The sequence below is a fragment of the Mycobacterium scrofulaceum genome, assembly GCF_002086735.1.
In the GTDB taxonomy this organism is placed as follows: Bacteria; Actinomycetota; Actinomycetes; order Mycobacteriales; family Mycobacteriaceae; genus Mycobacterium; species Mycobacterium scrofulaceum.
In genome coordinates, this window is the sequence record NZ_MVIJ01000021.1 from 1 (window position 1) to 21139 (window position 21139).

The following is a 21139-nucleotide window of genomic DNA, read 5'->3' on the forward strand; positions in this document are numbered from 1 at the left end:
CCATGCTGCGCGACCACGCTGTCTACCAACCCGCAACCACTACTGCGGCGGCTTGACAACGTCATTGAGATTCTCCTTCTCGCGAATTCTCGCGACGTGGTTCGCGACCCGGGGTAGTAACTACCCACTGCCGGGCCTCCTACCCGTTTGGTCCCGCATTTCGTCGGGTAGCCGACTGGTGCGCGCAACAGCCCGCGCGCGAAACCAGAGATGGGAAGGACACCATGGCTCAGAGCGCCATCACGTCGCCCACCGATGTGGTCGACTTTCTTGTCAATCAACACCAGCAGATCAAATCCCTGTTCGCCGAAACGCTGGCGGCGTCGGGGAAAGAACGCGAAAAGGCGTTCGTCGAGCTCCGGCGGTTGCTGGCCGTGCACGAGACGGCCGAGGAGGAAGTCGTGCACCCGCGTGCCAAGCGGAAGCTGTCCGACGGCGCCGAGGTGGTCGACGAGCGACTGCACGAAGAGCACGAGGCCAAGACCGTCCTGCAGAAGCTGGAGAAGCTCGACGTGGACAGCGCGGAGTTCACCCGCCTGCTGACCGAGCTCCGTGACGCGGTCGTCGAGCACGCCGACCACGAGGAGCACGACGAGTTCTCCAAGCTGGGCCAGGAATTGAGCGGCGACGAACTCGAACGGATGGGTCGCGCCGCCAAGCTCGCCGAGGCGATCGCGCCCACCCGGCCGCACGCCGGCGTCGAGTCGCAGGCGGCCAACATGGCGGCCGGACCGTTCGCGGCGATGCTCGACCGCGCCCGCGACGCCATCGTCGGCAAGGGCTAGCACGACTCGATGGGGTGCCCCCGCGTGCGCGTGGGGGCACCCTCGCCCTCGGCAGGGAACACCATGACCGCGACCAAGGCGCCGGGCGCCGACCGCTACCTGCCCGCGGAGCGCGGGCTGGACACGCTGCGAGCGGCGGCCGAATGTTGCCGCGGCTGCCCGCTTTTCGCCGACGCCACCCAGACCGTGTTCGGCCGTGGGCGGGCGGGCGCACCGATCATGCTGGTGGGCGAGCAGCCGGGGGACCAGGAGGACCGCGCCGGTCAGCCGTTCGTCGGGCCGGCCGGGCGCCTCCTCGACCGGGCCCTCGAGGAGGCGGGCATCGATCCGGTGCGCACCTATGAAACCAATGCGGTCAAGCATTTCAAGTTCACCCGCAAGGGCGGCAAACGGCGAATCCACCAAAAGCCCGGGCGCACCGAGGTCGTCGCGTGCCGGCCGTGGCTCATCGCCGAGATCGAGGCGGTGCGCCCCCAGGTCATCGTGTGCCTGGGCGCGACGGCCGCGCAATCGCTGCTGGGGACGGCGTTTCGGGTATCCGCCGAGCGGGGAAGACACCTGCGGCTGCCCGCAGCCCTGGTTGACGTCGAGCCGGAGCCCGTCGTGGTGGCGACGGTCCACCCGTCGGCGGTGCTGCGCGACCGCAGCGACCGGCGCGACGAGGCCTACCGGCACTTCGTCGGCGACTTGCGCAGCGCGAGTTCCGGAGTCGTCGCCAGCCCCTGAGCCGCTAGTCCCTGAAGGGCAGCGGCCCCGCGAGGGCCTGCGCGAAGTGCATCGGCCGGCGGTCGCCGGCCAGATCGCGAATCTGGGTGCGGCAACTGAACCCGTCGGCCAGCACCAGCGCGTCGGCGTCGGCGTCGCGCAGCGCCGGCAGGAGCTTGTCTTCCGCGCACGCCACCGACACGTCGTAATGACCCTTCTCGAAGCCGAAATTGCCTGCCAGGCCGCAACATCCGGCGTCAAGGACGTCGGTGTCCACCCCGGCGCGGTCCAGCAATTGCCGTTCGTGGGTGTAGCCCAGGATCGCATGCTGGTGGCAGTGCTGCTGGACGACCGCGCGGGCGGTGACGGGTGCCGGCTCCCAGTCGGGCGCCTTGTCCGCTAGCAGGTCGCCCAGGGTGTAGGTCTGCCCGGCCAGCCGGTGGGCGTCCTCGTCGCCGTAGAGCAGTTCGGGCAGGTCGGACCGGAACACCGCGGCGCAGCTCGGCTCCAGGACGACGACCGGTGTGCCGGCCCGCAACGCCGGACCCAGCGACGTAAGAGTGTGCCGCAGAACGCGTTTGGCGGTGCGCAATTGGCCGGTGGAGATCCAGGTCAGCCCGCAGCAGACGGTTCGCTGCGGGACCTCGACGGCGAATCCGGCCGCCTCCAGCACGGCCACCGCGGCCCTGCCGATCTCGGGTTCGAAGTTGTTGACGAAGGTGTCCGGCCACAGCAGCACCCGTCCGCGCGGCGCCGGCGGGCGCGTGCCGGCCCGGCGCGCGAACCACCTGGTGAACCTCTCGTCGGCGAAGTTGGGCATCCGGCGCTGCGTGTCGATACCGCCGGCCTTCTTGACCATCGTCGAGAGGCCGGGCGCGTGGGCGACGGTGTTGAGCAGGTGCGGTGCCGCCGCGGCGAGTCGGGCCCACAATGGAATCCAGCCCATCGAGTAGTGCGCCATCGGCCGAAGACGGCCCCGATAGTGATGGAAGAGGAACTCGGCCTTATAGGTCGCCATGTCGACGTTGACGGGGCAGTCGCTGCGGCAGCCCTTGCAGGACAGGCAGAGATCGAGCGCGTCGCGGACCTCGGTGGAGCGCCACCCGTCGGTGATGACGTCTCCTTCCACCATCTCGAACAGCAGCCGCGCCCGCCCGCGGGTGGAATGCTCTTCCTCCTGCGTCGCCCGGTAGCTGGGGCACATCACACCCGACTCGTCCCCGCGGCACTTGCCGATCCCCACGCAGCGGTCCGCGGCGTGGGAGAACCGATGGTCGTCGTGCGGATAAGCGAACGCGGTGGCGGGTTCGGCCGGGCGGAAACCGACCCCCTTGCGCAGGTTCTCGTCGAGCTTGTACGGGTGCACGACCTTGCCGGGGTTCATCCGGTTCCGCGGGTCGAAGATCGCCTTGGCCCGTTCGAACGCCGTGACGACGCGGTCGCCGAACATGATCGGCAACAGCTCCCCGCGCGACTGGCCGTCGCCGTGCTCACCCGACAGGGAGCCGCCGTAATTGACCACCAGCCGCGCCGAATCCTCGACGAAGGCACGGAATTTGGCGATCCCCTCGGCTGTCCACAACACGAACGGTATCCGCGTGTGTACGCAGGCCTGCCCGAAATGCCCGTACAGCGAGGCGGATCCGTAGTCGTAGCGATCCAGCAGCTTGCGGAAGTCGCGCAGGTAGTCGCCGAGCCGGTCCGGGGGGACCGCGGCGTCCTCCCAGCCCTCGTGGGTCGGCGGTCCGCCGGGCCGGTACGCGGTGGCGCCCAGCCCCGCCTCGCGCGCCGCCCAGACCTCCTTCTTCCGGGCCGGGTCGTCCAGCACGAGGGCGCTGGCATCCGTCTGCTTCTGCAGCGCCTCGATCATCGACTTGGCTTTGCCGTCGGCCTCCTCCTGGTCGTCGCCGTCCAGCTGAACCATCAGCCAGGCCTTGCCGTCCGGCAACTGCCGCAGGGCCTTCTCGGCCAACCGTCGGGAGTGCTCGAGCTCGACCAGGCGGTGATCGAGGCCCTCGAGCGCCGCCGGCCGGTGTTCGAGGATCGCGGGCACGGCGTCCGCGGCCGCGGTGATGTCGTCGAAACCCAGGACCGCCAGCGCGCTCGCCGCCGGAACCCGGACCAACGTCAGCTCGGCGCGCAGCACCGTCACCAGCGTGCTCTCCGAACCGACCAGGGCCTTTGCCAGCTGGAAGTCGTTCTCCGGCAACAGCGAATCCAGGTTGTAGCCCGAGACGCGCCTCGGGATGCGCGGGTAGGCGGACCGGATGTCGTCGGCGTAGTCGTCGATCAGGGCCTTGAGACCGCGATAGATCTCGGCCCGCCGGCCGCCCGCTGCGACAAGCCGTTCGATCTCGTCCTCGCCGGTCCGGCCGACCCACATCCGCAGCCCGTCGTAGGTCAGCACCTCGAGTCGGCGCACCGAGTCGACCATCTTGCCGTACGCCTGCGCGGTGGAGCCGCAGGAGTTGTTGCCGACCATCCCGCCGATCGTGCAGCTGACATGGGTCGACGGCTTGGGCCCGACCATCCAGCCCGATTCGCGCAGTCTGTCGTTGAGCGCGTCGAGCTTGATGCCCGGTTGGACCACGGCCACCCCGGCTTCGGTGTCCACCGACTCGATCCGGGTGCAGTACTTGCTCCAGTCCAGGACCACCCCCGCGTTGCAGGACTGCCCGGCCAGGCTGGTGCCGCCGCCGCGGGACAGCACCGGCAGGTCGTGCCCGCGGCAGACCCGCACGGCGTCGGCCGCCGCCTCCGGGGTCCTCGGCATCACCACGCCGATGGGCACCTGCCGGTAGTTGGACGCGTCGGTCGAGTAGGCCGCGCGGGAGCCGGGATCGAATCGGATCTCGCCGTCGACGTTGTCACGCAGGTCTGCGGCCGCCGCCTCGAACAACTTCGGTGTTCGGTCTGGCCGTGTCGCGGTCATGCCAACTCCTCGTCGATTCGCTCAACCCTTCTTGTGCGGCATGAACTCCTGCGCCTTGGTTTTCAGGCCGACCTTGACGAATCCGACGCGGTCCTCGTCGCCGCCCAGCACCGCCGCGGTGGCCGACTTGAACTGGTCCCAGGTGGCGTGCGGCGGAATCGGCGGCATGTCGGGGTCGGTGTGAACGTCGAGCACGGTGGGCCGATCCGCGGACAGCGCCGTGCGCCACGCGTCCCCGAGTTCCTCCGGGTCCTTGATGGTCATCGCGCCAAGGCCCAGGCTTGCCGCGAACGCGGCGAAGTCGATGTCGGGCAGCGTTTGTGATTCCGCGAATTTCGGCGAACCGGCCATGGCGCGCATCTCCCAAGTGACCTGGTTTAGGTCGTTGTTGTGCAGGATCGCGACGATCAGCCGGGGGTCTTCCCATTCGTGCCAGTAATGCTTGATGGTGATCAGCTCGGCCATGCCGTTCATCTGCATGGCGCCGTCACCGACGAACGCGATGACGGGCCGGCGCGGGTGGCCGAACTTGGCGCCGATCGCGTAGGGGACGCCGGGGCCCATCGTGGCCAGGGTGCCGGACAGCGAGCCCCGCATGTTGCCGCGGAACCGTAGGTTGCGGGCGTACCAGTTGGCCGCCGACCCGGAGTCGGCCGTGATGATGGCGTCGTCCGGCAGCTTGGGGGACAGCTCGGAGTACAGCCGCATCGGGTTGATCGGGTCGGCGCTGACGTGGGCCTCCTTGTCCATGGTCTCCCACCAGCGGGCCACGTTCTTCTCGATGGTCTCCCGCCAGGACCGGTCCTCTTTGCGGCGCAGATGCGGGATCAACGCGCGCAGCGCGGTTTTGGCGTCGGCCACCAGGTTGACCTCGAACGGGTAGCGCATCCCGATCATGCGGCCGTCGACGTCGATCTGCACCGCGCGGGCCTGGCCGAACTCGGGCAGGAACTGGGTGTAGGGGAAGCTGGATCCCACCGTGAGCAGCGTGTCGCAGTCCCGCATCAGCTCGTAGCTCGGCCGCGTCCCCAGCAGACCGATCGAACCGGTGACCCAGGGCAATTCGTCGGAGAGCACATCCTTGCCCAGCAGCGCCTTGGCCGCACCCGCGCCCAGCAGGTCGGCAACCTCGCTCAGCTCGGCGTGCGCGCCGCGGGCGCCGGTGCCCACCAGCATGGCGACCTTCTTGCCGGCGTTGAGGACCTCGGCCGCGCGGGCGACGGCCGCGTCGTCGGGCGCGATTGCCGGGTACTCGATGCCCAGGCTGGAGGGCACCATCTTGAACGCGTGCTCGGGCGGCGAGTAGGGCAGCTCCTGCACGTCGCTGGGAATGATCAGGGCCGTGGGGGCCCGCTGGGTCATCGCGATCCGGATCGCGCGGTCCAGGACGTTGGGCAACTGTTCGGGGACGGTGATCATCTGGACGTAGTCGCTGGCGACGTCCTTGAACAGGGTCAGCAGGTCGATTTCCTGCTGGTAGTTGCCGCCCATGGCGGTGCGGTTGGTCTGCCCGACGATGGCCACCACCGGAACGTGGTCGAGCTTGGCGTCATAGAGGCCGTTGAGCAGGTGGACGGCGCCGGGCCCCGACGTCGCCGCGCAGACGCCCACCCGTCCGGTGAACTTCGCGTAGCCGACCGCCTCGAAGGCGCTCATCTCCTCGTGGCGCGCCTGGATGAATTTCGGCTTGTTGCCCGCGCGGGCCCACGCGGCCAGCAGGCCGTTGATGCCGTCGCCGGGGTAACCGAACACTTGCTCGACACCCCACGCGCGCAATCGCTCCAGCAGGTAGTCCGAGACCTCTTGCTTGGCCATTGATGTCCTCCTCGACAGACGGTTCTCGATAATGTTCGCTACGTACGCCGGCCGGCGCAGGCGCCACGGTCAAGCGTGGTTTGCTGCGAAGGCCCGCGGCCGTCTGTTTCGACCGCATCCTGGCGCGAATGGGCGGCGAGAGCACTTCCCACAAGACGGGGCATACCCCCGATTGCCGCGGTTATTCGCCCGGTTTCCCCGGCGGCCGCCGGCGGTCGGCGGCGGGCCGCTAAAAGCCCTGTGGCACACCGTTTCCGAGGTGGAGCAGGCCCGCTTTTTGCACCGCGCCCGGATCGAGTGAGTTCCGGGCGTCGAGCACCACGGCCAGCGGCGCGTCGCGGGCGATCACGCGCCAGTCCAGGTCACGGAACTGGGGCCACTCGGTCAGCACCACGATGGCCTCGGCCGCCTTGGCGGCGAGGTACGGGTCGTCGACGGCGGTCACCCCGCTTCCCTGCAGGACGGCCGGGTCGATGTTGGGCAATTGCGGGTCGTAACCCATGACTTGCGCGCCGGCCACCGCCAGTTCCCGGCACGCCGCCAGCGCGGGGGAATCGCGGGTATCACTGGTCGCGGCCTTGAACGTGAGGCCGAACGCGGTGATCCGGCAACCCCGGATGGGTCGACCGATCATTTGCTTGAGGGCCCCGGCGATGCGTTGCCCCTGAGCGCTATTGGTTTGCCGGGCGGCCTCGACCTCGGAGAAGGGGACACCGTGCCGGCGCGCGGTGTGCACCAGCGCCGCGGTGTCCTTCGGCAGGCAGGAACCGCCCCAGCCCGGGCCGGGCCGCAGGAACTCCGGGCCGATCCGGCGGTCGGCCCCCATGCAGCCGGTGACGTCGTCGATGTCTGCTCCGACCCGGGCACACAGGGCGGCCAGCGAATTCGTGTAGGACAGCTTGACGGCCAGGAAAGCGTTGCTGGCGTACTTGGCCAGCTCGGCGCTCTCCGGGCTCATCCGCAGCACGCGTTCGGGTCCCGACCCGTAGGACCGCCGGACCAGCTGTGCCGCCGTCTCGTCGTGGGTGCCGATGACCAGCCGGTCCGGGTGGCGGAAGTCGTGGACGGCTCGGCCCTCCCGCAGGAATTCGGGCGCGGACACCACGCCAATGTCCTTGTGCCGCAGCCGTTCCGCCATCGCGGAGGTGGTGCCGACCGGCACCGTCGACTTCAGCGCCACGACGGCGCCGCGGCGCAGGACGCCGCCGAGCAGGTCGATCACCGACTCCACCGCACCGAGGTCCGCCCGTCCGCCGTCGGCGCTCGGAGTGGGGACGCAGACGAACACGACGTCGCGGTCGGCCAGCGCGCCGAAGTCCTCGCTGAACCTCAGCCGGCCGCCGGCCAGCCCGTCGCGGAGCAGCTTCGGCAACTGCGGCTCGTCGATGACCGGAATTCCGGCCGCCAGTTTGCGCACCCGATCCGGGTCGATGTCCACCGCGACCGTGTTCAGACCGCGGTCGGCCACGCAGACGGCGGTGGTCAGACCGACGTAGCCAACACCTACCACGCCGACGAGCGGCCCACTCATGCCGTCTCCCGCAGGATTTGGCGGCTGGCGGCCAGCACCCGCGCAACCGTGATCAGAAGCAACCCCTCGTGCGGCACCGCGGCGTGCGGGTCACCGACACCGCCGGCCCACAGCGCGACGTGCGGTGCCGGGCCGCGCGGGCCCCAGCGCGCGGGAGCGGTGGGACCGAACAGCACCACCGACGCGGTGCCGGTCGCCGCGGCCAGATGCGCCAGCCCCGTGTCGCCGCAGATCACCAACCGGCTGTCGGAGATCAGCGCGGTCAAGGCGGGCAGGTCGAGCAGCCCGGACACCACCGCGGCGCGGGGCAGGCCCGCCGTGCGGGCGACCCGGTGCGCCAGATCGAATTCGCCGGCGGATCCGGTGATGACCACCTCGTGGCCGTCGTCGCTGAGCGCCGCGGCGACCGCGGCGAAGCGGTCCACGGGCCACTGCCGGGCGGGCGCCGAGGCGCCGGGATGGATCACGACCGCCCCGGTCTGGTCGAACGGAATCCCCGGGGGCCGCGGTATGAGCACATCGTCTGAATCGCAAGGGATCCCGCCCCACTCCAGCAGCGTGCACCAGCGGGTCACCTCGTGTACGTCCGAGCGCCATGGTGGCCCCTCGAGGCCGGGATGCCGCTGGTGGCGGTGGGTGAGCACGCACTGCGGCGCCCACGCCAGCAGGTGGTCGATGCTTTCCGGCCCGCAGCCGTGCAGGTTGATGCCCAGCGCCGGCGGCCCCGGCAGCGGTTGCACGTCGCCCAGGCACGAGGTGGGCAACAGCTCGTCGATCGCCCCGGTGAGCATCGCCAGCTCGCGGTAGCGGTCCGGGGCGGCGAGCATGACGCGGGCCTGCGGGTAGCGCCGGCGCAGGCCGCGTAGCGCGGGGACCGCCGTGAGGAGGTCACCCAGTCCCAGGGCGCGCAAGACGACGATGCTGTCGGCCCCGTCGGCGTCGCCGCCCGCCTCGAGCGTCAAGGCCACGACGACTCCGTCGAGGCGCACACCACCAGCTCCCGCACCTCGCATCCGGCCGGCTGGGAAAGGGCGAAAAGCACGGTCTCGGCGACGTCTTCGGGCTGATTGAGCTTGGCGTCGGCCGGCGGCTTGTATTGCTCGGTGCGCCCGTCGAAGAACGGGGTGTGCATGCCGCCGGGGATGAGCAGCGTCACGCCCACCTCGCCCGCGAGCTCGGCCGCCAGCGCGCGCGTGAAGCCGACGACCCCGAACTTCGACGCGCAATAAGCGGTGGCGTCGCCGACGGCCTTGATGCCCAGCGTCGACGCGCAGGTGACGATGCGCCCCCGGGTCCCCCTCAGGTAGGGGAGGGCGGCGCGGATGACGGCCGCGGTGCCGACCAGGTTGACGGCGATGACCTGCTCCCACTCTTTGGCCGGCACCTGTTCGAGCGTTCCGCACGAGTCGATGCCCGCGGCGGTGAAGACGCCGGTGATTTTGCCGTCCACCCGCTCGGCCAGCGACTCGACGGCGGCCGCGACCGCGCTGGTGTCGGCCAGATCGCACGCGGCGTAAGGCACGTCGGCGGCCGGTGGCTTCTTGTCCATCACCAGCGGCGCGCCGCCGCGTCGGGCCACGGCGGCCACCGCGGCCGCGCCCAGCCCCGAGGAGCCGCCGGAGATCAGTACGCCTTCGAGTGAGTGTGCAGTCATGTCAAGACCTTTCGGTAGGGGCGCGGCCGGAAGACGCCGCGGCGATCAAACGGGACGACGAGTAACCCGCCACGGTGGGCAGGATGACCACCTCGCCGCCGTGGCGGTACACCACGTCGGCCTCGGGCAGATCGGCGGCGACGTAATCGCCGCCCTTGACCCAGATGTCGGGCCGCAGCGTTTCCAGCATCCGTTCCGGGGTCGGGCCGTCGAAGATCGTCACCCCGTCGACGCAGGCCAGCGCCGCCAGGACGCGGGCGCGGTCCGCGTCGCGCATCACCGGGCGGCCGGCACCCTTCAGCGCGCGCACCGACGCGTCCGAATTGACCAGCACGATCAGGGCGTCTCCGAGTTCGCGGGCCTGGCGGAGCAGCCGGATGTGCCCGGTGTGCAGCAGGTCGAAGCAGCCCCCGGTGGCGACGACGACGCGGCCGTCGCGGCGCAGTCGCTCGGCGAGGGCGACCGCGTCGACGGCGGCCGGGTCCGCCGGGCGCGCGCCGTCGCCGAGCGCGTCGAAACCGGCGGCGGGCACGGGCGTCGAGACGGCGGCGGCGCCGCCGGCGGCGACGAACCGGGCCGCGTCGGCGACCGCCGCCTGCACCGCGGCGACCGGGTCGGCGCCCGCCCCGAGCGCCACGGCCGCGGCGACGGCGAACCGGTCCCCGGCGCCGCAGACGTCGGCCGCGCCGGCGCTCGACCCCGCCGGTATGCCGACGTGCCGCGCGGCCGACCCCGACCCGTAGACGCGGGCGCCGTGGGCCCCGCGGGTGATGCACACGGCGCGCGCGTCCCACTTCCGCAGGAGGACCTCGCCGCCGTCGCCCGAAGTGGTGGGGCCGCAGAAGTGGCGCGCCTCTTCGTGGTTGGGCGTGACCAGCGCGCACCCGGGCACGGGCGCGGCGCCCCGGGGGTGCGGGTCCCACACGACCGGGATCCGCGCCGCGGCCTCGGTCAGCGCCGCCCGGATGGCCGGCAGCGCGGTGACGCCGGCACCGTAGTCGGCCACGCAGATGGCCCGGGCGTCCGACAGCGCCCGCACCGCCTGCACCGGAAGCGGGACGTCGACGGGGGCGGCGTCGCCCCGGTCGACGCGCAGCATCGACTGGCCGCGGGCCCGAATCCTGGTCTTGGTCACGGTGGTGCCGCTCATCGGCAGGGGCAGCACGCTGACCCCCGCGGCGCCCAGCAGGTCGTGCAGTCGCCGACCCGTGTCATCGGGGGCGATGCCGGTGATCAGCACCACCTGCGTCTGGGTGCGGGCGGCCATCAGGCCCGCCCCACCCGGCCGTTGTACCTGCCGCTCGGCGTCGACCACCGGCACCGGCGCCTCCGGGCTCAGCCGCGACGCGGTGCCGACGATGTCGACGTCGAGTATCGAATCACCGACAATGACAAGGGGTTTGGTGGTCACGACGCACCCGCCCGCAGCAGCACCTCGTCGAGCGCCATGCACAGCCCGTGCAGCAGCATCAGATGGATCTCCTGCACGGTCGCGGTGCCGGCGGCGTCCACGCAGATCGCGTCGTCGCACATGGCGGCCAACTCGTTGGGCGCCCGGCCGGTGAGCCCCCACGTCACCATGCCCACGTCGTGTGCCGCCTTCACCGCCGTCACCACGTTCCGGCTGGTTCCGCTGGTCGACAAGGCCACCAGCACGTCGCCGGGCCGGCCGTGCGCGCGGACGCCGCGCGCGAACATCTCCTCGTTGCCGTAGTCGTTGGCGATTGCCGTCAGCGCCGACGTATCGCCGTGTAATGCGATCGCCGACAACGGGATTCGCTCCTCTTGGAACCGGCCGACGATTTCGGCGGTGAGGTGTTGCGCCTCGGCGGCGCTGCCGCCGTTGCCGCACGCCAACAGGCGACCGCCGCGGGTCAGCACGCCGGCCAGCTGCCGGCCCCACCCGCGCAGCCGGGTCGCCTCGGTTTCGCTGCGCCGCACGGCGTCTCGCAGCGCGTCGAAGTGCGCCTCGATCATGGCTCTTCCCCTTCCCGCACCGCGTCGAGCAGTTCGGCGTCGGTGATCCCGTCCAGACACGGGTGGCCCGCCACCGGGCAAACCCGGGCCCGGCTGGCCCGGCACGGCGCGGACTGGTCGCCGAGCACCCGCACCCGCGGCGAGTACGGGCGCCACTGCGCGGCCGGCACGACGGGGGCGAACAACGACACCACCGGCGTCCCCACGGCGGCGGCCAGGTGCGCGGGCCCGGTGTTGGGCACGACGACGACGCGGGCGGCCGAAAAGACGGCCGCCAGTTCGGCGAAGCTGGTCCGGCCGCCGAGGTCGACCGCCGCGTCGGCGGCGACCGCCGCGGTCAGTTCCGACTCGTCGGGTCCGCCGGTGACCACCACCCGGTATCCCGCGCCGGCCAGCGCCGCCACCATCGCCTCGCCGCGGTCCCGGCTGGGCCGGCGCGCCGGGACCGCGGCGCCGGGGTGGAAGACGACGTACGGTCCGGTGCCCACGCGTTCGGCCAGCGGCGCGGGCAGTGCCGGGACGGCACGGATCCGCAGCGCGCCGTCGTCGCCGGGCGGCAGCCGGCAACCGGCGGCCTCGGCCAGCGACAGCGCCCGCTCCGGTTCCGGGATCCCGTCGGCCACGTGGTGGCGCAGGTCGAGCAGGGTGCCGGGGTAGTCGACGCAGATCGCGCCCACCCACGGCACGCCCGCCATCCGGGCCAGCAGCGCCAGCGGCAACGGGGACTGATGAAACGACGTGAAGATGTACATCCTGGCGGGTCCGATGTCGTGCAGCTGCTTGACGAGCGCCTCGGCGTGCGAGGCCGTCAGCTCGGGCGCGTCGAAATCCACCCAGGGCGCTTGCCATTCGAGGATCTCGTCGACCCCGGCCAGCAGTTCCGCGGCGGCCCGCCCGCGCGGGCCCACCAGCATGGTGACGCGGTCGTGGCCGGCCGCCACCGCCCGCACCGCGGGCCCGGTGATCAGCACGTCGCCGGCGCTGTCCAGGCGGGCCACCACCGCGGTGTTGCGCGCGCAACTCACCGGCACTCCCGCAGGACCAGGGACACGGCGTCGGGCAGCGTCGCCGCCACCCGCGCGTGCGCCCGCGCGTGGTCGATCTCGGGCGGCAGGGTGCGCCGGGTGGGCACCAGCACCGCCGCGGCGCCGGCGGCCAGCGCGGCCTGCACGTCGGCCCCGATGTCGCCGATCATCACGCAGCGCTGCGGCGGGACCGCCAGCTCCCGCGCGGCCGCCAGCACCAGGCCGGGCCGTGGCTTGCGGCAATCGCAGCCGTCGGCCGGGCCGTGCACGCACACCTGCCACGCGTCGAACGGGCCGAGCACCTCGTCCACCCGGGCGTTGACGGCGGCGAGCTGGCCGGGACTGATCAGCCCGCGCGCCACGCCGGACTGGTTGGTCACCACGGCCAGCAGCAGGCCGCGCCGGCGCAGCCGGTCCAGCGCCCGGCCGGCCCCGTCGGTGGGTCGCACGCCGGCGGGGTCGTTGAGGTAGGGCCGGTCGACGATCAGGGTGTCGTCGCGGTCGAGGAGCACCGCGAGCGGGGGGTCGCGGTGGGCGCAGCGGAAGGCCCACTCGCCGGCCAGCCGGTGCGCGACCGCGACCGGTGGGATGAGCGCGCTCGTCACCGAGAGACGCGCCGCCTCAACGACATTCCGCGGACCGTCGAGCCAGCGCCGGACGGTGAACTCGGCCGTCAGCAGCAGCCATGCGGCGGCCGCCGCGCGAGCCAACGGGCCGCGGCGCAGCAGCGCGCCGACGACGCCGACGGCGGCGGCCAGCGTGGCGGCAGCGTGTGCCGGCATCCTGCCCGGTCCCTCGCCGATCATGTCGCGCCAAGCGCGGCCGTACTTGCGCCGCATCAAGGCGTTGTCGCGGTTGCCGAGCTGCGCCCGCACGCTCGACCACCGGGTCGCCGCCGCGACGGGATGCGTCGAACGACGCTCGCCGCGCACGATCACCCCGCCGGCGGCCACGATCCGCACCGCCAGGTCGGAGTCCTCGCGGTAGGCCCGCGGGAACCGCTCGTCGAAGCCGCCGACTGTCACCAGCATGTCGCGGCGATACGCCATGTCGGCCGTGATCCATTGCGCCGCTGACAGCCGCAGGGTGCGACGCTCGTCGTCGGTGGGCCGCCGGGATCGTCGCGCCGGCACCTCGATCACCGCCTGTGAGCCCACCGCGTCCGCCGCCCCGGCGGCCTTGAGGTCGATGGCCAGCGCCGACTTCCATTCCGGCCCCGGCACCACGTCGTCGTCCAGGAAACACACCCAGGGCGTGCCGGTGGCGCGCCAGCCCACGTTGCGCGCGGCGGCCGGCCCCCGACCGCCGCTGCGCAGCACCCGCACGCCCATGTCACCCACCGGCAGGTCGGGGGTGGGCCGCGGACGGTCGTCGACCACCACCACCTCCGCGGCCGCCGGGCCGGAGCCGCTCTGCAGGGCAAGCAGCAACTGCCGCAGGGAGTCTCGGCCGACCGTCGGTATCACGATGGCGTAGTCGGTCGTCATCGGCACCGCCGGACCAGGTAGGGGCCGAGGGCCAGCACGTCGATCGGGGAGCTGCCGAACACCTCGAGCGCGTCGCGCGGGCTGTCCACCATCGGTCGCCCGGCGGTGTTGAAGCTGGTGTTGACCACCACCGGGACGCCGGTGCGCTCGGCGAACCGGCTGATGGTCGCGTGCAGGCGCGGATCGGCGGCCGCGTCGACGGTCTGGATGCGCGCGGTGCCGTCGACGTGGGTGACCGCGGGGATGCGGTTCCGCCAGGACTCGGCGACGTCGTGGACGAACAGCATGTAGGGGCTGGGTAGCGGTCCGCGGGAAAAGATTTCGGCGGCGCGCTCGGCCAGCACCATGGGCGCGACCGGGCGGAACTGCTCGCGGCCCTTGACCGCGTTGAGGCGCTCCAGGTTGGCGGGGTGGCGCGGATCGGCCAGCAGAGATCGCCCGCCCAGTGCCCGCGGCCCGAATTCGGCGCGGCCCTGGAACCAGCCGATGAGCTGGTTGTCGGCCAGCGCGTCGCCGATCGCGGCGGCAACGTCGCCCGGGCGTTCGTAGTCGACGGCGGCTTGGGTCAGGGTGGCCTCGATCTGTTCGTCGGACCAGCCGCGGCCCAGCCGCGCCGAGGGCATCGGTGCGATCGGTTCGCCGAACGACGCGGCCAGGCTCAGCGCCGCGCCCAGCGCCGTGCCGGAGTCACCGGACGCGGGCTGCACCCACACGCGGTCGAAGCCGCCCTCGGCGTGGATGCGGGTATTGGCAACGCAATTGAGCGCCACGCCGCCGGCCAGGCACAGCGCGTCACCGTCGGTCCGGTCGCGCAGCCAGCCCACCAGGTCCAGCAGCACGTCTTCGACGACGCGCTGCACGCTGCAGGCCAGGTCGGCGTGCACCGGGTCGAGCGTCTCCTCGTGCGGGCGGCGGCGCGGCGCCAGCCCGCCCCACGCGATCGGCTCCGTGCGAAACCCGCCGTCTCCGCAGGCATAGACCCGCTGGTGCAGCTGGTCGGCGAAGCGTGGCTCGCCGTAGGAAGCCATCGCCATCACCTTGTACTCGTCGCTGGAGCGCGCGAAACCCAGGTGCTCGGTGAGGTTTTCGTAGAGCAGCCCCAGCGAGTGCGGCAGCGACTGGGAGGCGAGCACGTCGAGCTTGTGGTCGCGGTACACGCCGGCCAGCATCGAGGTGCGCTCGCCGCGGCCGTCGACCACCAGCACCGCCGCGTCGGGATGCGGGGAGGCGAGCGCGGTCGACGCGGCGTGCGCGACGTGATGGCGGATGTGACGCACCACGGCCGGGTTCAGGCCGGGCACGGCGGACGCCAGGAAGCGCGGCGCGCGCTCGGCGTACAGGGTGCGCAGGTATTCCCAATCCGGATCGAGGCCCCCCGGGTCGAGCGGCTCGTCGTACATCAGGGCCGGGTCGTAGGAGTAGCCGATCGCGTCGACCTCCTCGGGGGCGACACCGGCGTCCTCGAGGCACCAGCGGATGGCCGCGGTGGGGATTTCCCAGGTGGAGAAGGGCACCGCCTGCTTGCCGTGCTTGCGCCGCGAGAACCGTTCCTCTTCGGCGGCGGCCACGACCCGGCCGTCGACCACCAACGCCGCGGCCGGATCGTGGAATACCGCGTTGACACCGAGAATTCGCACCGCACCTCCTAATGCGCCAACTGGTCGGCGGCCGAGACGAGGTCCCGGTCCGGGTCGTCGCAGGCGGTGTCGTCACACGCGATGCGGAACCACGCCACGGTGGTGGCGAGCCCGGTGCGGTAGTCGACGTGTGGCCGCCAGCCCAGCCGCTCGCGCGCGACGGTGATGTCGGGGCAGCGACGCTGCGGATCGTCCTCGGCCGGCGGAATGAACTGGATGGTCGACGTGCCGCCGGCCAGCTCCCGGATCAGCTCGGCGGCCGCCAGCACGGTGAGTTCCGCGGGGTTCCCGATGTTGACGGGCCCGCCGAAATCACCGCGCGCCAGTTCGATCAGCCCCGCAACGGTGTCGTCGACGTAGCACAGCGACCGGGTCTGCAGCCCGGTGCCGGAGACCGTCAGCGGTTCGTTGCGCAGCGCCTGGCGGCAGAACGTCGGAACCATGCGGCCGTCGTCGGCGCGCATGCCCGGGCCGTAGGTGTTGAAGATGCGGGCGACGGCTGTGTCGACCCGGCCGAGGCGGCGGTACGCGAACGTCAGGGCCTCCGCGTACCGCTTGGCCTCGTCGTACACGCTGCGGGGACCGACCGGATTCACGTTACCCCCATAACTTTCGGGTTGCGGATGCACCTCGGGGTCGCCGTAGACCTCACTGGTCGACGCCAGGACGAACCGGGCGCCGGCGCGCTCGGCGATCTCCAACGCGGTCGCGGTGCCCGCCGACCCGGCGCGCAGCGTCTCGATCGGGCGTCGCTGATAGTCGACCGGGGAAGCCGGTGAGGCCAGATGAAACACGGTGTCGAAGGCGGTGCCGACCTCGTCGAGCACCGCGGGATCGCAGATGTCGTGTGGTACGAAACGATAACCGGGCCGCCCCGCCAAGCGATCCGCCGCGCCCGGCGGGCTGGTGGACAGGTCGTCGACGCTGACCACTTCCACGCCGCCGCCGAGCAGTCGGTCACACAGATGGGCGCCCACGAACCCGGCGCCACCGGTGATCAGGACCCGCGAAAGAGCTTGCACCGAGCTGTCATACCCGTCAGCGCCGGTGCAAAACTGCGTTTCATCGCGCACTTCTGGGGTAGCTGCACCAGTCATGGCGACCAAGCCCCTCACCTCATTCGTGATCGCGACCCGGGACCGCGCGGATGAGCTCAGCGCGGTCCTGGACCGCCTGTTGGACACCAGTGCGTGCCCGATCGTCGTGGTGGACAATGCCTCCCGCGACGATTCGGTGCGGGCCGCGACCCGGATCGCGGCGCGTTCGGCGGGCCGGGTCACCGTCGTACCGCTGAACCGGAACGAGGGTGCGGTCGCGCGCAACGTGGGGGTGGCGCGCTGCGGCACCCCGTACGCCGCATTCTGTGACGACGATTCGTGGTGGGCGCCGGACGCGACCTCGATCGCCGAGGAGGTGTTCGAAAGGTGTGACAGCGTAGCGGTATTGGCGGCCCGCACCGTGCTGTGGCCGCAGCGGCGCGACGACCCGTTCGTCGGGCGGCTGGCCGGCAGTCCGCTCGGCTGGGACCCGGTGCTGCCCGGTCCGTCGATCCTGGGCTTCCAGGCGTGCTCGGCGGTGGTGCGCAAGTCGGCGTTCGAGGCGGTCGGCGGGTTCAGCCCGATCCTGCACTTCCGCGGCGAGGAGAGCCTGCTGGCCTGGGACCTGGCCGCGGCGGGCTGGCAGCTGTGTTTCTGCCCCGCGCTGGTGGCGTACCACCAGCCGTCGGAAACGCGGTCGTCGAGCAGCGCCCAGCGCGCCCGCGAGGTGCGCAACGCGATGCTGACCGCCTGCCTGCGCCGGCCCGCAAGCCGGTGCGCCCGCGCGGGCGCCGCGTTGGCCTGGGCCGCGGCCCGTGACACCGCCCACGCGAAGGCGTTGCTGGAGGCGCTGGCCGCGCTGCCTGTCGCGCTGCGGCAGCGCCGGCGGCTGCCGGACGACGTCGAGCGGTCGTTGCGGATCCTGGAAAGTGCCTGAGCCACAATATCATCCGGGAGCATCACCCGGAGCGCTTGCTCTGCGCGCTGACTTCGCGCCGCACCGGTGCGAGCTTCTCGTAGATGCGCTCGGTGTCGGCCGCCACCCGGTCCCACGTGTAACGGGCGCGGGCCCGTTCGCGCCCTGCCGCGCCCATGGCGGTTCGCCGATCACGATCGGAGAGCAGCGCGGCGATCGCGTCACCCAGCCTGGCCGGGTCCTTGGGCGGCACCAGGCGGCCGGTGACGTCGTCGACGACCGTGTCGCGGATTCCGCCCACCGCGGTGGCCACCACCGGCACCCCGCAGGCCATCGCCTCCAGCGGCACGATGCCGAACGGCTCGTACCAGGGGGTGCAGGCCACCACGTCCGCCGACCGCAGCAGCGCGGGCATCTCGCGCCGAGTGACCGCGCCGAGCAGCCGCACCCGGTGGGCGACGCCGAGCTCGGCCGCCAGTCGCTGCAGCTCTCGGGCCTCCGGGTCGTCGGCGAAATCCGCTCGCGCCGGGCCGCCCACGACCACCAGCTCGGTGTCGGGAACCCGGGGCAGGGCGGAGATCAGGGTCTCAAAACCTTTGCGCGGCACCAGCCGCCCGACCGACACGATGCGCGGCCGTTCGCCGCGCGGGGCCCTCGGGCCGTCCGGGTTGAAGGCGTCGACGTCCACACCGCACGGCACCACGGACGTCCGCGACCGGGCGCGTCCCATCCGGACCAGCTCGAAGACCTCGTCGGTGCTGGTGGCCGCGACCCAGTCGGCGTCCCGGGCGATCCTGGCCTCGACGCCGACGCGACAATCCGGGCTGGTGTCATCGAGCCCCTGGTGCAATCGCTTGACAAGGCCCAGGGCGTGGAACGTCTGCACGGTCGGAACGCGGTGGGACCGCGCCGCGCGCTGGGTGGCGACCCCCGACATCCAGAAGTGGCCGTGCGCCACGTCGGGGGCATCGGCGACCCAGCGCGCGTCCAGGTATTCGGCGAAAGCGTACATGTATTGCAGCAGTGCGTCTTTGGGCAAAACGCGGGCCGGCCCCGCCGGGACGTGCACGACGCGGTAGCCGTGTTCGGTCTCGACGCATTCCGGCAGCCGCGCGTCGTCTCGGCGGGTATACACCACCACGTCGTGGCCGCGGCGGGCCAGCGCGGACGACAGCTCGGCGACGTGAACGTTCTGGCCGCCCGCGTCCACGCCGCCCAGGTGCGCCAGCGGGCTGGCGTGTTCGGAGATCATCGCGATCCTCATGCGTGCTCCCTTCGGGTCATCTGCACTGCTCCTCGATCACTCGGTCCCACTCGGCGAGGAAGCGGCCGAGTCCGAAGTGGGCGGAAGCGAATTCGCGTGCGGCCTTGCCGGCGGCCGCGGCGGTGGCCTGGTCGTTCATGAATTCGCGCAGGCCCGCCCCCAACGCGGCGGGGTCGGCGCTGACAACGCCCGCCTCGCCGGGGACCACCAGCGGCGCCATCGTGGTGCCGACGGCCACGACCGGCATGCCGAGGAACATCGCCTCGATCAGCGAGAGGCCCAGCGACGTCCAGCGGGCGGTGTGCAGGTAGACCCGCCTGCGGGCGATCTGGTCCCAGAGCTCCGGTGCCGCCACGTCCCCGCGGCCGGTCACGCCGCCCCGGTTGGCGTGCAGCGATTCGGTGCCGATGCCCCACACGTCGATCTGCGCGTATGCCGACAGCGGTTCCAGCAGGTCGGCGCCGACGACGCGGTTTCGCCGCAGCGGCTCGTTGATCATGGTGGCCGCTCGGAGAATGTCGCCGGTGTAGCGGGCGCCCGGGTCGGCGACGCCGTGGTCGATCACCCGGGTCGGGGCGCGGCCGTTGTCCCACATCAGCCGGTTGAAATCGGTGACGTGGATCAGGGGGACGTCGGTCCGGTCGGCGACCACGTGCCGGCTCCGCGTGGGGCTCGGGCGGGGAGCGTTGTGCTCGACGTAGACGGCCGGCAGCTCGGTCCCCGCCCGGCGGCCCGCCCAGCGCGCGACGAGGCCGGCCTCGTGCGGGCGTTGCAGCACAACGAGATCGATGTCCTCGCGCCGCAGCTCCTCGAGGGGCACCTCGCACGCGTTCGGCCAGGACCGTCCGGCCAGTCCGATGCCACCCTCCCCGCGGTCGGCGGCCACCGGGATCACATACCGGTGCCGTCCCGCGACGAACGCCTGCGTCCACGATCCATGGACGTGCCACACCAGCACATTCTTTGCTCGCCCGGGGTCAGCCATGGCGGGCGAAATACCCTATAGGTACTTCGTTAAACGATGCCTTTTGAGAAGACACACTTCGTCGCGCGGCTCCCCGACACGCCTGGGGTCATGGCGCATTGGGGCTCAGAAGGTTTCGCGCCGGGCCGAATCCACCGCGCGCGACGGCGAGGGCGAGGGCGGTGTCCGTCAAGCGAAGTGTCAAGGCCGGGCGGCGAAGATCCGCGGGCGAGAAGCGGTTTGCCACACACCTGTCGCCGGCCCGGGAGTTCACGCGCTCTTGGGCAACGCCGACGATCCGGACGCCCTGTGGCCCTTGGCCGTCCGCCGGATCAGCATCCGGGTCGCCTTGTCGAGAATCTCCTGGGCCGCGTCCGGGTCCCGGGCGCGCTCGGCGCGGCGCGTCGCCGCGGCGATCGTCAGCCCCTGCTCATATCCGGTCACGACGCGGGGGTCGACGTAGGAGCCGCGGGCCACGGCCGGGGTGTTGCCCAGCTCCTCGGCCACCTCCTTCATGACGGCGGACTCCACGCGTTTGGCCACCCGCCGCGACACGGCCGGGTCGGCGTCGGCGAAGGCGGTGGCCGCCAACACCGTCCCGTGCCAGGTGCGCAGGTCCTTGACGGTGTACTCGTCGCCGACGAGTTCCTTGAACCGCGCGTTGAGATCGTCGGAACGCACGTCTATCCAGCCTGACGCGGTGCGGCACACCAGCAGTCGTTCGGTGCGGTTCGGGCGGCGCATCAGCGCGCGGACCGCGCGGACCACTTCCGGATCCTCGATCTCCACGGTGCGCCGCACCCCGCTCTTGGCGGGAAAGTCGAATTCGACCGCATGGCGGCGGACCACCACGTGTTCGCACAGCAGGGTTGCCAGTCCGTACGACTCGTGTTCCTCGGCGTACTGCTCGCCGCCGGCGCGGAAGTATCCGCGGTCGAGCAAGCGCAGCGCCAGCGCCAGCACGCGCTTCCGCGTCAACCCGCTGCGCGTCAGGTCTTTGGCGATGACGGCGCGCCAGTGTGACAGTTGGGTGGACAGTTCCAGGACTCGGTCGAACTTCTCCTCGGCGCGTTCCTGCTGCCACGCGGTGTGATACAGGTACTGGCGACGGCCCGCGGCGTCGACGCCGACGGCCTGGATGTGCCCGTTGGCATGCGGCGAGATCCACACGTTCTTCCAGGCCGGCGGGATGACCAGATCCTTGATGCGCTGCAACGTGTGGGGGTCGGACACCAGGTCTCCGTCGGGCGCGTAGTACGCAAAACTCTTGCCCCGGCGCTTGCGCGCGATGCCGGGCTTGGTGAGAACGCTGCGACGCAGCCGCATCTTTTCCCTCCAGTCACGTTCGCTGACCGGACAACTACCCGCCGCGAGAACCGTTCACACGTGAAAAGAAGCGACCCGCCACGG

17 protein-coding genes are annotated in these 21139 nt (G+C 71.8%); 3 read left to right on the plus strand and 14 right to left on the minus strand.

The window, feature by feature from the left end; genetic code table 11:
* Nucleotides 1–224: 224 nt before the first annotated feature.
* Complete coding sequence (locus BST44_RS15020; protein ID WP_083177906.1) at nt 225–785, plus strand: hemerythrin domain-containing protein; 561 nt, start codon at nt 225–227, stop codon at nt 783–785.
* Nucleotides 786–848: 63 nt separating this feature from the next.
* Nucleotides 849–1511, plus strand: coding sequence for a UdgX family uracil-DNA binding protein (locus BST44_RS15025; RefSeq protein ID WP_083177907.1), 663 nt, complete (start codon nt 849–851; stop codon nt 1509–1511).
* Between the two features lie 4 nt (nt 1512–1515).
* Here BST44_RS15025 and BST44_RS15030 read toward each other — a convergent pair whose 3' ends face one another.
* The 11 genes from BST44_RS15030 to BST44_RS15080 all read right to left on the minus strand — a co-directional run bounded on the left by BST44_RS15030 (nt 1516) and on the right by BST44_RS15080 (nt 16645).
* Nucleotides 1516–4422, minus strand: coding sequence for an FAD-binding and (Fe-S)-binding domain-containing protein (locus BST44_RS15030; protein ID WP_083177908.1), 2907 nt, complete (start codon nt 4420–4422; stop codon nt 1516–1518).
* 21 nt (nt 4423–4443) lie between these two features.
* Nucleotides 4444–6237, minus strand: a complete 1794-nt coding sequence (locus BST44_RS15035; RefSeq protein WP_083177909.1) for a thiamine pyrophosphate-requiring protein — start codon at nt 6235–6237, stop codon at nt 4444–4446.
* A gap of 229 nt (nt 6238–6466) precedes the next feature.
* Complete coding sequence (locus BST44_RS15040; RefSeq protein WP_083177910.1) at nt 6467–7768, minus strand: UDP-glucose dehydrogenase family protein; 1302 nt, start codon at nt 7766–7768, stop codon at nt 6467–6469.
* Nucleotides 7765–8757 (minus strand): glycosyltransferase family 9 protein, encoded by a 993-nt coding sequence (locus BST44_RS15045; RefSeq protein WP_341865317.1) that lies wholly within the window; start codon nt 8755–8757, stop codon nt 7765–7767. The genes BST44_RS15040 and BST44_RS15045 overlap by 4 nt, the downstream gene beginning before the upstream one ends.
* On the minus strand, nt 8727–9422 hold the full coding sequence (locus BST44_RS15050; protein ID WP_083177911.1) for an SDR family oxidoreductase: 696 nt from the start codon (nt 9420–9422) through the stop codon (nt 8727–8729). The genes BST44_RS15045 and BST44_RS15050 overlap by 31 nt, the downstream gene beginning before the upstream one ends.
* Before the next feature lies 1 nt (nt 9423).
* On the minus strand, nt 9424–10833 hold the full coding sequence (locus BST44_RS15055; RefSeq protein ID WP_083177912.1) for a PfkB family carbohydrate kinase: 1410 nt from the start codon (nt 10831–10833) through the stop codon (nt 9424–9426).
* Nucleotides 10830–11399 carry a D-sedoheptulose-7-phosphate isomerase gene (locus tag BST44_RS15060; RefSeq protein WP_083177913.1) on the minus strand — a complete coding sequence of 190 codons (570 nt, stop codon included), beginning with the start codon at nt 11397–11399 and terminating at the stop codon, nt 10830–10832. Before BST44_RS15060 ends, BST44_RS15055 begins: the two co-directional genes overlap by 4 nt.
* Entirely contained in the window at nt 11396–12430 is a 1035-nt protein-coding gene (locus BST44_RS15065) for a glycosyltransferase family 9 protein (protein ID WP_244184824.1), read from the minus strand. Before BST44_RS15065 ends, BST44_RS15060 begins: the two co-directional genes overlap by 4 nt.
* Nucleotides 12421–13911 carry an HAD-IIIA family hydrolase gene (locus tag BST44_RS15070; protein WP_083177986.1) on the minus strand — a complete coding sequence of 497 codons (1491 nt, stop codon included), beginning with the start codon at nt 13909–13911 and terminating at the stop codon, nt 12421–12423. The genes BST44_RS15065 and BST44_RS15070 overlap by 10 nt, the downstream gene beginning before the upstream one ends.
* A complete protein-coding gene (locus BST44_RS15075; protein WP_083177914.1) occupies nt 13908–15548 on the minus strand; it encodes a carbamoyltransferase family protein in 1641 nt (546 codons plus the stop codon). Before BST44_RS15075 ends, BST44_RS15070 begins: the two co-directional genes overlap by 4 nt.
* A gap of 8 nt (nt 15549–15556) precedes the next feature.
* Nucleotides 15557–16645, minus strand: a complete 1089-nt coding sequence (locus BST44_RS15080) for an NAD-dependent epimerase/dehydratase family protein (protein ID WP_083177915.1) — start codon at nt 16643–16645, stop codon at nt 15557–15559.
* On the opposite strand from BST44_RS15080, the gene BST44_RS15085 reads away from it, so the two are divergent.
* Nucleotides 16644–17522 carry a glycosyltransferase family 2 protein gene (locus BST44_RS15085; protein WP_083177916.1) on the plus strand — a complete coding sequence of 293 codons (879 nt, stop codon included), beginning with the start codon at nt 16644–16646 and terminating at the stop codon, nt 17520–17522. The two genes, BST44_RS15080 and BST44_RS15085, sit on opposite strands and share 2 nt — an antisense overlap.
* A 22-nt stretch (nt 17523–17544) precedes the next feature.
* On the opposite strand, the gene BST44_RS15090 is transcribed toward BST44_RS15085, so the two are convergent.
* The 3 genes from BST44_RS15090 to BST44_RS15100 all read right to left on the minus strand — a co-directional run bounded on the left by BST44_RS15090 (nt 17545) and on the right by BST44_RS15100 (nt 21055).
* Entirely contained in the window at nt 17545–18765 is a 1221-nt protein-coding gene (locus BST44_RS15090) for a glycosyltransferase (protein ID WP_083177917.1), read from the minus strand.
* Between the two features lie 16 nt (nt 18766–18781).
* The gene (locus BST44_RS15095) at nt 18782–19750 is read right to left on the minus strand and encodes a glycosyltransferase (RefSeq protein WP_083177918.1); all 969 of its coding nucleotides are present in this window, start codon (nt 19748–19750) and stop codon (nt 18782–18784) included.
* A 249-nt stretch (nt 19751–19999) separates the two neighbouring features.
* Nucleotides 20000–21055, minus strand: coding sequence for a DNA topoisomerase IB (locus BST44_RS15100; protein ID WP_083177919.1), 1056 nt, complete (start codon nt 21053–21055; stop codon nt 20000–20002).
* Nucleotides 21056–21139 lie beyond the last annotated feature (84 nt).

Bases quoted from the DNA above. Each gene is read 5' to 3' on its own strand.
- BST44_RS15020 (WP_083177906.1), top strand. From the start codon at position 225: ATGGCTCAGAGCGCCATCACGTCGCCCACCGATGTGGTCGACTTTCTT.
- BST44_RS15025 (WP_083177907.1), top strand. From the start codon at position 849: ATGACCGCGACCAAGGCGCCGGGCGCCGACCGCTACCTGCCCGCGGAG.
- BST44_RS15030 (WP_083177908.1), bottom strand. From the start codon at position 4,422: ATGACCGCGACACGGCCAGACCGAACACCGAAGTTGTTCGAGGCGGCG.
- BST44_RS15035 (WP_083177909.1), bottom strand. From the start codon at position 6,237: ATGGCCAAGCAAGAGGTCTCGGACTACCTGCTGGAGCGATTGCGCGCG.
- BST44_RS15040 (WP_083177910.1), bottom strand. From the start codon at position 7,768: ATGAGTGGGCCGCTCGTCGGCGTGGTAGGTGTTGGCTACGTCGGTCTG.
- BST44_RS15050 (WP_083177911.1), bottom strand. From the start codon at position 9,422: ATGACTGCACACTCACTCGAAGGCGTACTGATCTCCGGCGGCTCCTCG.
- BST44_RS15060 (WP_083177913.1), bottom strand. From the start codon at position 11,399: ATGATCGAGGCGCACTTCGACGCGCTGCGAGACGCCGTGCGGCGCAGC.
- BST44_RS15070 (WP_083177986.1), bottom strand. From the start codon at position 13,911: ATGACGACCGACTACGCCATCGTGATACCGACGGTCGGCCGAGACTCC.
- BST44_RS15085 (WP_083177916.1), top strand. From the start codon at position 16,644: ATGGCGACCAAGCCCCTCACCTCATTCGTGATCGCGACCCGGGACCGC.
- BST44_RS15080 (WP_083177915.1), bottom strand. From the start codon at position 16,645: ATGACTGGTGCAGCTACCCCAGAAGTGCGCGATGAAACGCAGTTTTGC.
- BST44_RS15090 (WP_083177917.1), bottom strand. From the start codon at position 18,765: ATGAGGATCGCGATGATCTCCGAACACGCCAGCCCGCTGGCGCACCTG.
- BST44_RS15095 (WP_083177918.1), bottom strand. From the start codon at position 19,750: ATGGCTGACCCCGGGCGAGCAAAGAATGTGCTGGTGTGGCACGTCCAT.
- BST44_RS15100 (WP_083177919.1), bottom strand. From the start codon at position 21,055: ATGCGGCTGCGTCGCAGCGTTCTCACCAAGCCCGGCATCGCGCGCAAG.